The sequence below is a fragment of the Lyngbya confervoides BDU141951 genome (assembly GCF_000817775.3).
Lineage (GTDB): Bacteria > Cyanobacteriota > Cyanobacteriia > Thermosynechococcales > Thermosynechococcaceae > Lyngbya > Lyngbya confervoides.
In genome coordinates this window covers 203,585-215,804 of the sequence record NZ_JTHE03000079.1, presented here as the reverse complement: position 1 = coordinate 215,804, position 12,220 = coordinate 203,585, and the positions used below count along the sequence as shown (strand labels likewise).

Below are 12,220 nucleotides of genomic sequence, written 5' to 3'. Positions count from 1 at the left end.
TGTCTTGCAAAACTAGCTTATCTCCTCTTTTCGCAATCTTCAGAAATGACCTGATTTTTTTAAGCCTGAGTAGTTACAGTTTTGGTGCAGTTGCTCTTCGATATGGGCTAATCGCTCACTCAACACTGTCACCAGCAGTTTGACACTCTCTGGCGTTGCATCCCAGTCTGCTTGAGGGATGTCAATCCCCGCAATGGTGATCGAAGAACTCATGCTCTGTATCTTAATCGACTGGCGACCCTAAAACGCTCATTTTTTCGTTCGACCCTGGGACGGTTACCATTTTTCCTCTGACGATATTTAATTTCCAATCTTCTGGAATGGGAATCCAGTCCTCTCGATCAAAGAAGAAGGGTTGTGACAATATGCTGCAACCAATTTCAGGATCAATCCCACGAAATCGTCCATGAGACTCTCTATAATCGAGAATTTTCTGTCGAAATTCGGAGTAATTGTCAACTCCGTTCTGAACTCCAAAAACTTCCCAAGCTAGTGAAATTGGCAGATTAGTATAGTCCACAAAATAACCACCTCCAGCAATATAGTTCAGAGGACTATGTAACTTAAAAAGAAATAGCTCTATTCTTTTTTTTAATGGGGGGGTCCGCTAGGCTGCCAGAAATTAACTTCATCTGGCCTCAGATCTGTCAAGAAATTATACCATTTATTGTCTGTAACTCCGACCCAAAATTCCATGGTTTTATTTATAAAAAATGACTAGGCTTGACATTCGGTAGTTATATATGGTCACCGTCGTCTACAGTACTCCTTCAAATAATTTGCATCCAGCTCGATTGATTACTTCAAACATTCCCAATCTTCCTCATCCACAATTGGGCTAACGATGTCCCCTAAGATTTGCGCCTTCCCCGCAATCGAGGCAGGGGGAACGCGGCGTCGGATCGGTTGCTCTGGATCGATAACCTCCAAAACCGTCACAATCACACGAGCCGATCGCTCGGCTGGTTCTTCATGCAACCACTCGAACTGACCATTTTTGTAAATTGCTTCATAGCTTTTCAGCATCAAGACCTCCCAATCACAAATCTTTGCGGGAAAACTTCTCACTCAAACTCAACCGCCTCATACAATTCTGCCAATGCAACCTCCACCCCCACCGAATCCAGCCTAAAGGTTGCATCCAAACCGCTGTAGGTCGTCAATAACCACTGATTTTCCGCCTGTTTCACATAATGTTCCACCTGCGGACGGTACTGATCGATCAGCACATAGTCCTGCAAAGCCTCAATCGTCCGATACGCTGCAAACTTATCCCCCCGGTCATAGCTTTGCGTAGACCGAGACAACGTTTCCGCAATCATCATGGGATTCATCACCGTATCGGTTCGCTCCGGTTGTAGCTCTGGCGGTCGCGGCGTCACCATCACATCGGGATAGGTATAAAGATTGGCCTCCGGTATCCACAACCGCTGATCCGTCACAAAAATGCTGTAGGGCTTTTTCCGTAAACTCGCCCTCAGCAGAAAAATTAACATCCCAGTAATCTCGTTATGTTCCGGTGTGCCGCCCGTCATCTCAACAATGTCTCCATTCCGAAATTCGCTCCGTACCGCAGACTCAACCTCTAACGCCAAATATTCTGCTGCGGTGTAAGTTTTTGGGGGTGAAATTGCGACAGTCATGGCTGACGAAACCTCTCATTCAACTGCTTAAATTCTGACTCAATCTGAACAAACTCGGTAAACTCCCCTTGGAGACACACCCGTTGCTTAAAGGCGTGATAGTTCGTAATTCCGATCTTGGCCTTTTGCAAATCCGGCAGCATACTGGTGGGCACTAACTCCCGCTGGGCATAGTAACTCTCTGTATCATTGGGCTGAAGCACCCGCAGGCGATCGCGAATCGTAATCCCAGGCGTCACCACCAAAAAACCGCGCGTAAACCGTCTGCTTTGAGGACGCCGCACCGCATTGATCGTCTGCCACGCAATCAGCATCGCCATCACAGTTGTTTTGCCCGCCCCCGTCGCTAACTTCAGGGCAACTCGCAGCAACTCAGGATTCGCCTCTCCATTGACTGACAAAATATGGTCTAAAAACGCTTTATCCTGAACGCCGCCATTCGGCGCAACTTCCGCCAACCAAATGGCCGTTTCCACCGCCTCCACCTGACAAAAAAACGGTCGGATGGATTGAAAATTGTGATGCCGCCAATGTTGAAGCAGTCGAACCGTTTCCGGTGTTACCTTCCAATCACTCGGATTTGGTATCTGCCGCCAAGCATTGACCTTAGCCCGAATACTGTTGATAAAGTAAAACAAATCATACTTTTGCGACTCATCCGATAGCCCCTGCGTCTCAAAGGTTAGGCTCTGCTGTTCAGCATCGGTTTGCCCTTTACTGCGCTTTTTGGGTTTAGGAATGGGGGCTTGAAACTTAGCCTCTCGCCGAGTCCCAATAATTTTCTGGGTCGGCTGCCCATCAGCATCGAGTTCCCAGTGTTTGCCCGGATAGTCGTAGGGCGAGTTCAGAATCGGATGGCTAAAGAAAGTTTTGCTCATACTAAAGCATCTTAAATGCTAAATTACCCCAAGGAATACAGGAAAAACTTCTTTTTCTAGAGAATATTCCTGGAAGATGACTGTCACCTCAGCCGCTCTTGGCCGTAATCCACAAAGCCCCATCCTTGAGGTAACGGGCATAACTTTGAGCAGTGGGAAACCATACCGATGGGGTCCACCTTTTCCCTATCTCCGAGGCTTGGGGATGATAAATTCGTTGCGATCGCAACACCTGGAAGCCCACCTGCTCCAATGCCGCCTGCCAGTCTGAACTGGCCCATCGCGTAATCTCAAAGCCCAGCCCCTCCGGCCAGGACTCGGTCCCCGAAGACTCTGCGTAATAGTCAATAATTAGATCAAAGCGTCCTGCGGGTTTGAGAACTCGATGGACTTCCCGCAGTGCCAGATCGGGCTGTAAACAGTAATACAGCGCCTCGATGGACGCTACCAGATCAAAGGATTGCTCCGGCCAAGGCAGGGCCTCAAAGGGGCCAACCCTAATATCAGCCAGGGGCACAGCTTGCCGGGCCGTAGCCACCATTTGCTCAGAGGCATCAATGCCGCAGAGATCTTGAAAACCGAAATCCGCAGCTAGCCCCAGAAACCGCCCAGGTCCACAACCCAGGTCCAAGCATGTCCCCAGAGCAGTCAAACCGGAATCAAGGTCAGCGAGCAGGGCTTGCATCAAATGTCCATGACCATCGGCCATCTGAGCAGCGCGATCGCTGCTGGCCCATTGGTCAAACAAACCAGCCACCTTCTGAAGTTGAGGCACTTGACTAAAACCCATAGAACCGCGGGTGAAACGATCAATTGTGAGGCCCTGATATCCTACCGCACCGGATTTTCGGCGCAGGGAAAGCCCAGAGCGTTCAGCTTCGCAACCGGCAGCCCCAGTGACGCGGCACCTAAGGGAATCGTCCTGGTCAAAACCTGCCAGAACCCAGGCTAAGATTCCATCCGCGGATGAAGCGGAGGGTCTCCTAAGGTGCAGAATAATCACTCTCGCTTATTAAAGCGATAGCATTTTGTCAACCTCCCACAGGAATTCCGGCAGCACCGATCAAGATTTAATCCACCCATTCCTTGCCAGTAAAGGATTTTAGAGTTTTTGCATTTTTGTAAACTTTTTGTTACGATAATTTACATAAGTTTACAAGCAAAGGAAGTCCGACATGTTCGCACCACTCGTGATCATCCTCAAGAGCGCCATGGGACAGACTCAATTTATAAAGCTGCGTGGAAAGGCGATCGCGCTGCACTCGAAGGTCATCACCAACGTTTGTAACCGTTTGGGCATCGATCGCACCGAGCGCCAGAACTACATCCGCATGGCACGCGATAACGGAAAAATCCTGGGCCTGCTCGCATAGCCCCTTGGGAGACGTCTCAAACCAGTCTCCAAACGGCCTGGCAAAGGCACTGCACATTGCCCAGCAATCCGTTCTACCGGGGAAGGGCTTGGGAAGGGGCTGCTTCCTCTTCCTCTGCAATGAATGGGGACTCAGCCGTTAGAGATTCTTTCCCGTTCCCCGGCCCCCCATGTAGAAGCAGGTAAAAGCAAGGAATCACAAATAGAGTGAGCGCCGTCGCTAGGGATAGGCCGGAAAAGACCACAATCCCCAAGGGCTGGAGAAACTCTGACCCTTCTCCAATGCCCAAGGCCAGGGGGAACATGCCCAAAACCGTGGTAATGGTGGTCATTAAAATGGGCCGTAGCCGCTGGGGAGCAGCTTTGAGAATAGCGGCTTGGCGATCTATGCCTTCGCGTTCACGAATTTGATTCGCCAGCTCAATCATGATGATGGCGTTGTTCACCACAATCCCAACCAAGAGCACAGCGCCAACCACAACCGTTGCGCCAACGGCTGTTTGGGTCACATAAAGCCCCAAAATTCCCCCCGTCATTGCCAGTGGAATGGTGAACAGAATCACTAAGGGGTCCACCAGCGAATTATACTGAACGGCCATCACCACAAAGACCAGGAAGATAGCCAGTCCCCCCAGGATCTGCAGCGCTGATTGTAGCTGACGGTTGGTCTCTGCCGCTGAACTGGGCAGCAGAGAAATGCCCGGCGGAAGTTCCACCTGAGCCAGGGCCTGCTCCACCTCAGCAAAGGCTTGACTGAGACTGGCGCCTTCATTCAGGTTGCCCGCCATCAGGAAAACCTGCTGCTGATTGATCCGCTGAACTTCGCTAGGAGCCTGTCCCTCCTCAATGCTGGCCACGTCTCCTAGGCGAACCGCGCGCCCATTGCCAACAAAGAGGGGAAGCTGATTGAGTTGGGACGGCGACGAAATTGCTGCCTCATCTAGCTCTACCCGCACATCAATGAGACGATTCCCGCGCTGCAATTGGGTGGGCACAGATCCTTCAATGGCGGTTTGAATCGTAGCCCCAATCTCTTGAGCGGTTAAGTTCACCGCAGCAGCCCGATCCCAATCGGGCCGAATCTGAAATTCAGATTCAGATTCGTCGGCATCGGGGCGAAACCGAGCTGCGGACACCTGCTCCTCCAGGACTTGCAAAACCTGTTCTCCAGCCGCTGCTAAGGCAACGGGGTCTTCCCCCTGCAAACCGATATCCACTTCGGCCCCGCGCACCGGAGAGTTATTGGTGATTAGACCGCGCACTTCCCCAGGACTCAAGCGCAGCAAAACGTCTACCAAGTTCAGTTGATCAAATTCCTGAGACACTCGTTCGATATAAGCATCCACATCCGTACCGGGCTTCAGGGTAATGGTGCTGCTGCCGCGCAGGGGGTTTTCGCTGGTGCTGGTGCCAAACAAAAATCCGCCCGCGGTGGAGAACACGTCATCAGTTTCCGGCTGGTTCATCAAAATCTCATCGACCTGCGCCATGACCCGCAAGTTTGACTCTAGGGGCGTGCCTGCAGGAAATCGCGCAATGAGTCTTGCCTGACCGGTGTTAATCCGGGGCAAAATTTCTTGGGGAAGTTGCCCAGCCATCCACCAGCCGCTGCCTCCCAAAACCAGTATCACCGCAAGAATCACGCTTAGACGCCGCTGGAGCACCCAGGCTAAGGCTTGGCGGTAGCGGTTCGTTGCAGCCAGAAACCGCCGATTAAATTGCACCAGCAACCAGAACTGGTTCAAGCCACTCACCTTTGGAATGGCCAGCAGTCTTGAGGTGGCCATGGGCACCACGGTAATGGCAATTAGAATCGAGGCTGCGATGGCAAAACTGACCGTTAAAATGAGTTCCCGAAACAGCAGCGCAAAAAATCCCCCCAGTAACAGAAAGGGCAACACCGCTACCAAGTTGGTACTTGTCGCAGCCACCAGGGCGGATTCCACCTCCCGCGCACTCTGGGCCGACTGGCGCAAAAACTGGAGGGGCCTGATCTGGGCCACGGCATCTTGGCCCGGCGTCATCCCCGATCCCTGGGCAATATTTTCCAGCATGACAATGGAATTATCCACCACAATGCCCACTCCCAAGGCCAAGCCCCCTAAACTAAAAACGTTAATGGACAGCCCAAAGAGTCCCATTAAAATGACGGCGGCCAGGGTTGCCAACGGAATGGCCAGCACGATAATCAAGGTTTGGCGCAGCGAGCCAAGAAACAGCAGCACGGCGATGGCCGCCAAAACGGCACCCGAGAGGCCTGACCCCAGCACGGTGGCAATGGAATTTCGAATAAACTTTGATTCATCCAGGGTTGAGGTCAACACCGCATCGGCTGGAATGATTCCCGCCTCTCGAAGTTCTGCCAACCGCTGCTGAATCTCATCAACCACGGCAATGGTATTGGCGTCTGGCTGCTTTTGAATGCTGACCTTCACCGCCGTCTGTTGGTTCAACGAAACAAACACTCGCTCCTGTTCCGTTCCATCGATCACTTGGGCCACATCCCGAAGGTAAAGGCGGCGAGGGGATAGTCCAGACAGCGGAAGGGAATTTTCCGGCAGATCCGTCGCTTCACCGGAAGGGAGGGGCAAATCTCGTAGATCTTGGGCAGACTGAAACCGCCCCAGCGTTCGAGTTAAGGGTTCTGAAATCTCGCCCTGAATCCGCCCGCCGGAAATATCTTGGTTTCGTTCTCTCAGGGCATTCAAGACATCGGTCAAGCCCACTCCCAAGGCTTGCAGGCGATTAAAATCTACGATGACCCGTACTTCTTCAGCCGCAGATCCGCTCACATCCACCGAAGAAACCCCTGGAATGACCCGTAGCTCCCGCGCTAATTGGTCCTCTGCAAAGGCACGCAGTTCGCTTCCCGGCAGGGTTGGCGAGGTGAGGGCTAGCTCATAGATGGGGAGTTGGGAGGGGTCAAACTTAAACAGCCGGGGCGACTCCACCGTATCCGGCAAGGATCCACGGGCTCGGTTCAGCGCTGCGGTGGCTTCGTTGAGAGCTTGATCAATATCTCCGCCTGGGCGAAAAAATAAATCCAGACTAATTCTTCCCTCCCTGGTTTGGGAATAGACCTGGGTCACGCCCTCGGTTGCAGACAGGGCTTCTTCCAAGGGACGAGTAATTTCATCGACGGCAACCTCTGGAGAAATCCCCGGTGCGTTGACGCGAACTCCAATGCGCGGATAGGTAATGGTGGGTAACAAATCCACCTGAAGACTGGAGATGATAAATAAACCGATGACAAATACGGCAATCGTTAACATCAAGGTGCCGATATGCCGCCGAATCGATAGACCGCTGAGGCTAAAGCCTTGGGAAGACATGCCCATCGCTATTTTGCCCCCTGTGGTGAAGGAGAAAGAAAACTCAGCTGCACGGCATCTCCCGATTGCAAAGGGCCACTACTGCGAACCACAAAGAACTCCCCTGGCTTGAGACCGGACAGCACTTCCACCTCGCCATTGGCCCGTTTGCCCAATTGAACGGGGCGGGCCTCCACCAGCGGGTCTTCATCCCGAGATTTCAGGAGAAAGATCCGGGGCTTTTGGTCGTTGCTGGCCGGGGAGGGCGTTTTTTTGTCCTGATCGGAGGGTTGCCGTTTGGCCTGAGGCGGTGCTGTCCCGGCGTTGGCCGCTGGGCCGCCGCCGCCACGACGCTCCCTCGTTCCTGCAGTCAGGGCTGTCTCGGGAATCACAACCCGTGCCGTTTCCGGGGCAAAGGTGACTCGCGCGAGAAGACCACTGCCTATTTTTCCGGAGGGGTTGGGCAGGGTGATCTCCACGGGCAGAAGCCGGGTTTGGGGATCGGCGGCTGGAGAAATGCGGCTCACTCGACCTGAGAAGGTTTGATCTGGAAAGGCATCGAGCCGCACCTGAGCGGGTTGATTGACCTGGAGATCTTGTAAATTCAGCTCTGAGACTTGAACGATGACCTTGACCTGGCTAAAGTCCCCGATTTTTAAGATTTCATTGCCAGCCTGCACTAAGTTGCCTTCTTCAGTGGTTCGCGCCAACACCACACCTCTGAGAGGAGCGGTTAGGGTGCCGTAGGAACGTCGCTCCTCCGCTTGGGCCTGGGAAGCCCGTCTTGCAGCAAGCTGGCCTTGGGAGGCAGTGACTCCCTGCTGTTCAATTTGCACTTGGGCTTGGGCTGCCTGCAGCAACTGCTGGGCAATGTTTGCTTCGGTTTGGGACTGAGTGATTTCCTGACTGGCCTGGGCCTGCTGATCGAGAAGCGCTTGCTGAGCCTGTCGGGCCACGGTGCGGGCCTGCTCTGCTTGCTGCTCAGGGACGGCTCCCTGAGTGGCTAGAGTGGTCAACCGCTGGGCATCACTCTGGGTTTGCTGGGCTTCAAGCTTGGCATCTTCGATGCGGGCGCGCCAGGCGTTTTTTAAGCGGGCAATATTGCCCTGGGCTTGCTCTAGGGACAGGCGCGCTTGGCCGACCTGAGTGGTGGCACTGCCGACCCGGCTGCGAGCACTTAAGACTGCAGATTGCTGGGCTGCGGATTCGGCTCGCGCCTCATTTAAGGCACCCTGCAGTAAATTGTCATCGAGTTGAGCAACCGTTTGGCCTGCCTCAACCCGGTCCCCCACATCTACGCCTAAAAACAGCAGCTTCCCCTCTGCCTGAGCGCGCAGAGAGACCTCACGCAGCGGTTGAGTGGTTCCTGTGTATTGAACGGGTGGACTGAGCAGCTGCTGTTGGGCGATCGCCACATCCACCGACACCGGCCCCGATTGCCGACGTCCCCGATTGGAAGGCCCCTGGGCCTCCACGGCTTGATCGCGAACCACGGAACACCCAGCCGTGGCGACGAAGAGCGCAGTGGTCAGCACACCCCTGCCCATCAATCTCCATCTGAGACGCTGATAACGCTCGCTCATAACAGTTTCATCTGCTCAACTGTGAAAAAAGGCTATTGGAATGCTTTTCCAAAGAAATAAAACAGATCTTTTCAAAAATAAAGAATCATTAGCTACTATAGCCCCGTTGATAGGGCGTGAGCAAAGTTTTACGGTTATGCTAATCCCCGCTCACGGTCACAGCAAGGACCAGTGGATCGAATTTATGAAAGAACTTAAGGACCAGGTTAAAATAGTCCTTAAGTTCTAGATCCTTTCCTCTTAAAACTGATACCCTAAGCCGCTAGCGGATCCGGCGAGGCAACGAGAAAATTCGCGTCATGGGAAGACCCGTCCCCAGCAACAGCCCCAGGGTCAACCCCACCCACAGAATATAGAAGGGCCGTCCCTGATCGCCCCAATAGGATCCCTGATGGATCTTGAGCAACAGTGCGGTTTGAGATGGGGCCAGCCCCAGCCAATCTTTTCCAATGCGGAGGGCGATTCCGGTTATGGCGCTAACAAATAGGGGAATCGCCCCCAGAATTGCGGCCATCCGGTGAATTTGCCGTCTTGATGGGCTGCTGAGCGCAATCCGTAGGGGATGATTGCGCCGAAAGAAGAGGACCAATCCGGTGACCAGCAGCCCTAAGAGCCCTAATCCAAGGGAGAGGACATACACGGGAACCAATTTTTCTCCTAAATACTCCCCTTGATGCAGATTCAACAGCAAATTTGCCCAAGCCAGGGGGATCTGAAACCAGCTGCGTCCAATCCGATACAGCACTCCGGTGGCCGCGCTGATCAACAGGGGCAGGAATAGGAGAGGGGCTATCTTGCGATGAATTTTACGGACCTGAGACCAGTCGACCTGTTTCATGGTTGGCAACGATGAAGGATGTCAAGGGGAAATTATCCAGCGGGGAAGATTCTGCTAGGATACTCCTGTCAAACCGAGGGCTCAAGTTCAACGGAGGGCTCAAGAACTGGGATGAAGCGCGTTGCCATCGCCATTTTATATCAGCGCAATCCCTGGCGCTTTCTCATGCAGCTGCGTGATCCCCTACCCACCATCGTTTACCCTGGTCACTGGGGTCTGTTTGGAGGGCACCTAGAGCCAGGGGAATCCCCTGAGCAGGGACTGCGCCGTGAGCTCTGGGAGGAAATCTGCTACCGTCCTGATCAGCTTATCTACCTGGGCAACAAGGGCGATCGCCAGGTTGATCGCCACGTGTTTTCTGCCGAGCTTGGAGTGCCGATCCAGAGCCTCATCCTGCAGGAAGGGTGGGATATGGCCCTGCTCTCACGGTCTCAGATAGAGTTAGGGGCCTGCTACTCTCAAAAATCTGGCCAGATTCAACCCATTGGTCAACCCCACCTGCGTGCCCTTGAAGCCTTTCTGTCAAAGCTGCAAAGCGGCGCTTAAGTCCAGATTCTCAAAACGCCTAGGGCCTTGATGGAATTAGCCCCAGGGGTTGAGAGCAGGCTGGATTTCGGCAGAGGGGCTACCGGTGAAAGTTCAGTCCACAAAAAAGCAGATCAAGCATCTGCGGCTTCCGGGGAAGTAGCCGAATCTTTAGTGGAATCTGCTTTGGCCTCCTGGGGATCGGCGGCTGGCTCCGGTGCCGCTGAACTTTTCACGCTTTTGACACGATCTACCGCTACCGCTGCACTTCCCGGCTGAGGATCCGGTCGAGCCGGGCGGTCCTGTTGCGGTAGACCCAGCTGCTCTCGGGCCTGGGCAACCGCTTTGACGGCACTGGACTTGCTCGCTTCTAGCAGGGCTTTACTCGCATCTGCAAAGTAGTGCTCACTACTGGGATTTGACGCTTGCTTTGTAATCGCCTTGGTTTTGGACACCAGCTGACTTCCACCATCCCAGATCCAGTCAAAGGCCACCAGGCCCAAACACAGGACTAGCCAGAGCAGCTTGCCAGTTTCCTTGAGAATATCCCAGGTCACCTTGAGGGCCTCCCACAGAGCCCTAAGGGTGGCCAGCAACGATTCCAGAACCGCTTGATAGGCAGAAAGAGTCTGTTGGCTCGACAGGGTTTGTACCCAAACCTTCGCCTGATTCTCTAAGGGGCTACTCATATAAAAAATCTCCGAGAAAGAGGACAAATAAAGACTTCAGAGAACTCACCGGATCCTGCCGCCCAGGGGGCTGGCGCTGCCCGCCGCCGTGAGGACACAGAGGCTGCCTCGAAGGCTGCGAGGACGGCGCTGATGCAGTTGGGTACGGACTCCTATCATTACCCGTTAAGGAAGGTGGGTCAACCGGCAATGGACCGCGGCCCCCCCAGAGATCTTTCGGCGTGGACTTACCCCTAATCTTCGAATCAAAAGGCTCTCCAAGACTTGGCAACATTCTGAATGATTTGTGCGTCAGTAAAGTACATCAAGAATTTTTATGCGGGTTCTAGAGAAAGGGGATGATTGCTTATGAAAACGGCACACCGAACCAGATCACATCGAACCAGATCACACCGAACATTGGGAAAGATGCTGGCGGGCATCATGGCGCTGAGTTCTGTGCTGAGCTTCACCACGGGCGTAGCGCGAGCCGATGACAATGACTGGTTTGATGAGGTGACCGACCGCTGCGAGCGCATTAGCGGTGGATATTTCTGTCAGCGATCGGATCGCAAGGATCGCGATCAACGTAACTGGCCAAGGAATGACCGTTTTGAGAGAAATTGGCCTGAAAACCGTCAAGATTGGGGCTATTACAATCCTGAGGGCAAACTCTATAAGGGGGCCTTAATCCCCACCGTGTCGCGCTACGGCGATCGCATCTTAATTGATAAAAACGACTCCGAGTCCCTAACCCTGCTGGTGGAGCGGGACATTCGCAGCGATACGACGCGCAACATCCTGATTCCCAAGGGCAGCCAAATTGAAGGGCGCCTCAGGTCTCACGATGGCGGCATCCGCTACGAAGCAGACTATGTCCGGCTGCCCAACGGACGTCGCTACAACCTCAACGCGCGATCCGAGACGATTTATCCCCGGTATCGGCAAGCTAGACGCGGACCCTCCTCAGACGTGGCAACGGTGATTCTCGGGACTATTCTCAGCCGCGAACTGGGTCGGAGGCAAGGGCTTGGGGAGGTCTTAGGCAGAGGCGGCGATTTATTTGGCCGATCCCGCGACCTCCGCCGTCGCGATCGCGATGACCTGGTCGCCATTGATCCAAACCGAGACCTGGACTTGCGTCTCACCAAAGACTTTGAAATCGATTGAGGCCGTCCCCCATCATTGCGTTTCACCTTGAAGAATGCCAGTCAAAGCCTGTCCCTTTGGGCAGGCTTTTTTATCTCTGGCCAAGCCGATCTCAGACCCAGAAGCGTCCTAGGACTTTCAAACTTTGACCTCTTTCTGTAAGGTATTAGCTGTTCAACGATCAGCGCCGGTCGCCCATGCTTTCCTCCCCCCCTCGGAGTAACCCTGGAGGCTTGGGAGCATCGTATAGATT

Annotated in this window: 12 protein-coding genes; 3 read left to right on the top strand and 9 right to left on the bottom strand. The window is 53.7% G+C overall.

Features of this window, described 5'->3' with window-relative positions; all coding sequences use genetic code 11:
• Nucleotides 1-39 precede the first annotated feature (39 nt).
• The 5 genes from QQ91_RS14090 to QQ91_RS14070 all read right to left on the bottom strand — a co-directional run bounded on the left by QQ91_RS14090 (nucleotide 40) and on the right by QQ91_RS14070 (nucleotide 3,296).
• Nucleotides 40-213: a hypothetical protein gene (locus tag QQ91_RS14090; RefSeq protein ID WP_166275640.1), complete on the bottom strand. Its 174-nt coding sequence runs from the start codon at nucleotides 211-213 to the stop codon at nucleotides 40-42.
• Between the two features lie 585 nt (nucleotides 214-798).
• Nucleotides 799-1,026: a hypothetical protein gene (locus tag QQ91_RS14085; protein WP_166275638.1), complete on the bottom strand. Its 228-nt coding sequence runs from the start codon at nucleotides 1,024-1,026 to the stop codon at nucleotides 799-801.
• 38 nt (nucleotides 1,027-1,064) lie between these two features.
• Nucleotides 1,065-1,643: a Uma2 family endonuclease gene (locus tag QQ91_RS14080; protein WP_166275636.1), complete on the bottom strand. Its 579-nt coding sequence runs from the start codon at nucleotides 1,641-1,643 to the stop codon at nucleotides 1,065-1,067.
• On the bottom strand, nucleotides 1,640-2,521 hold the full coding sequence (locus QQ91_RS14075; RefSeq protein ID WP_166275634.1) for a DEAD/DEAH box helicase family protein: 882 nt from the start codon (nucleotides 2,519-2,521) through the stop codon (nucleotides 1,640-1,642). The genes QQ91_RS14080 and QQ91_RS14075 overlap by 4 nt, the downstream gene beginning before the upstream one ends.
• A gap of 88 nt (nucleotides 2,522-2,609) precedes the next feature.
• On the bottom strand, nucleotides 2,610-3,296 hold the full coding sequence (locus QQ91_RS14070) for a class I SAM-dependent methyltransferase (protein WP_250833359.1): 687 nt from the start codon (nucleotides 3,294-3,296) through the stop codon (nucleotides 2,610-2,612).
• A gap of 400 nt (nucleotides 3,297-3,696) precedes the next feature.
• Here QQ91_RS14070 and pgr5 point away from each other — a divergent pair, with 400 nt between their 5' ends.
• The gene (gene pgr5, locus QQ91_RS14065) at nucleotides 3,697-3,894 is read left to right on the top strand and encodes a cyclic electron transport protein PGR5 (protein WP_166275630.1); all 198 of its coding nucleotides are present in this window, start codon (nucleotides 3,697-3,699) and stop codon (nucleotides 3,892-3,894) included.
• A gap of 73 nt (nucleotides 3,895-3,967) precedes the next feature.
• Here the strand turns inward: pgr5 and QQ91_RS14060 are convergent, their stop codons facing one another.
• The 3 genes from QQ91_RS14060 to QQ91_RS14050 form a co-directional block, all read right to left on the bottom strand.
• Nucleotides 3,968-7,225, bottom strand: a complete 3,258-nt coding sequence (locus QQ91_RS14060) for an efflux RND transporter permease subunit (protein WP_201277116.1) — start codon at nucleotides 7,223-7,225, stop codon at nucleotides 3,968-3,970.
• Nucleotides 7,226-7,233: 8 nt separating this feature from the next.
• The gene (locus tag QQ91_RS14055) at nucleotides 7,234-8,751 is read right to left on the bottom strand and encodes an efflux RND transporter periplasmic adaptor subunit (RefSeq protein WP_166275626.1); all 1,518 of its coding nucleotides are present in this window, start codon (nucleotides 8,749-8,751) and stop codon (nucleotides 7,234-7,236) included.
• Between the two features lie 298 nt (nucleotides 8,752-9,049).
• Complete coding sequence (locus QQ91_RS14050; RefSeq protein ID WP_166275624.1) at nucleotides 9,050-9,625, bottom strand: PepSY domain-containing protein; 576 nt, start codon at nucleotides 9,623-9,625, stop codon at nucleotides 9,050-9,052.
• A 111-nt stretch (nucleotides 9,626-9,736) separates the two neighbouring features.
• Here QQ91_RS14050 and QQ91_RS14045 point away from each other — a divergent pair, with 111 nt between their 5' ends.
• A complete protein-coding gene (locus tag QQ91_RS14045) occupies nucleotides 9,737-10,171 on the top strand; it encodes an NUDIX hydrolase (RefSeq protein ID WP_166275622.1) in 435 nt (144 codons plus the stop codon).
• A 113-nt stretch (nucleotides 10,172-10,284) separates the two neighbouring features.
• Here QQ91_RS14045 and QQ91_RS14040 read toward each other — a convergent pair whose 3' ends face one another.
• A complete protein-coding gene (locus QQ91_RS14040) occupies nucleotides 10,285-10,839 on the bottom strand; it encodes a hypothetical protein (protein ID WP_166275620.1) in 555 nt (184 codons plus the stop codon).
• 423 nt (nucleotides 10,840-11,262) lie between these two features.
• On the opposite strand from QQ91_RS14040, the gene QQ91_RS14035 reads away from it, so the two are divergent.
• A complete protein-coding gene (locus tag QQ91_RS14035) occupies nucleotides 11,263-11,988 on the top strand; it encodes a TraB/TrbI/VirB10 family type IV secretion system protein (protein WP_166275618.1) in 726 nt (241 codons plus the stop codon).
• Nucleotides 11,989-12,220 lie beyond the last annotated feature (232 nt).

Excerpts from the sequence above, each read along its gene's own strand:
- QQ91_RS14090 (WP_166275640.1), bottom strand. The coding sequence starts at position 213 with ATGAGTTCTTCGATCACCATTGCGGGGATTGACATCCCTCAAGCAGAC.
- QQ91_RS14085 (WP_166275638.1), bottom strand. The coding sequence starts at position 1,026 with ATGCTGAAAAGCTATGAAGCAATTTACAAAAATGGTCAGTTCGAGTGG.
- QQ91_RS14080 (WP_166275636.1), bottom strand. The coding sequence starts at position 1,643 with ATGACTGTCGCAATTTCACCCCCAAAAACTTACACCGCAGCAGAATAT.
- QQ91_RS14075 (WP_166275634.1), bottom strand. The coding sequence starts at position 2,521 with ATGAGCAAAACTTTCTTTAGCCATCCGATTCTGAACTCGCCCTACGAC.
- pgr5 (WP_166275630.1), top strand. The coding sequence starts at position 3,697 with ATGTTCGCACCACTCGTGATCATCCTCAAGAGCGCCATGGGACAGACT.
- QQ91_RS14060 (WP_201277116.1), bottom strand. The coding sequence starts at position 7,225 with ATGTCTTCCCAAGGCTTTAGCCTCAGCGGTCTATCGATTCGGCGGCAT.
- QQ91_RS14055 (WP_166275626.1), bottom strand. The coding sequence starts at position 8,751 with ATGGGCAGGGGTGTGCTGACCACTGCGCTCTTCGTCGCCACGGCTGGG.
- QQ91_RS14050 (WP_166275624.1), bottom strand. The coding sequence starts at position 9,625 with ATGAAACAGGTCGACTGGTCTCAGGTCCGTAAAATTCATCGCAAGATA.
- QQ91_RS14045 (WP_166275622.1), top strand. The coding sequence starts at position 9,737 with ATGAAGCGCGTTGCCATCGCCATTTTATATCAGCGCAATCCCTGGCGC.
- QQ91_RS14040 (WP_166275620.1), bottom strand. The coding sequence starts at position 10,839 with ATGAGTAGCCCCTTAGAGAATCAGGCGAAGGTTTGGGTACAAACCCTG.
- QQ91_RS14035 (WP_166275618.1), top strand. The coding sequence starts at position 11,263 with ATGGCGCTGAGTTCTGTGCTGAGCTTCACCACGGGCGTAGCGCGAGCC.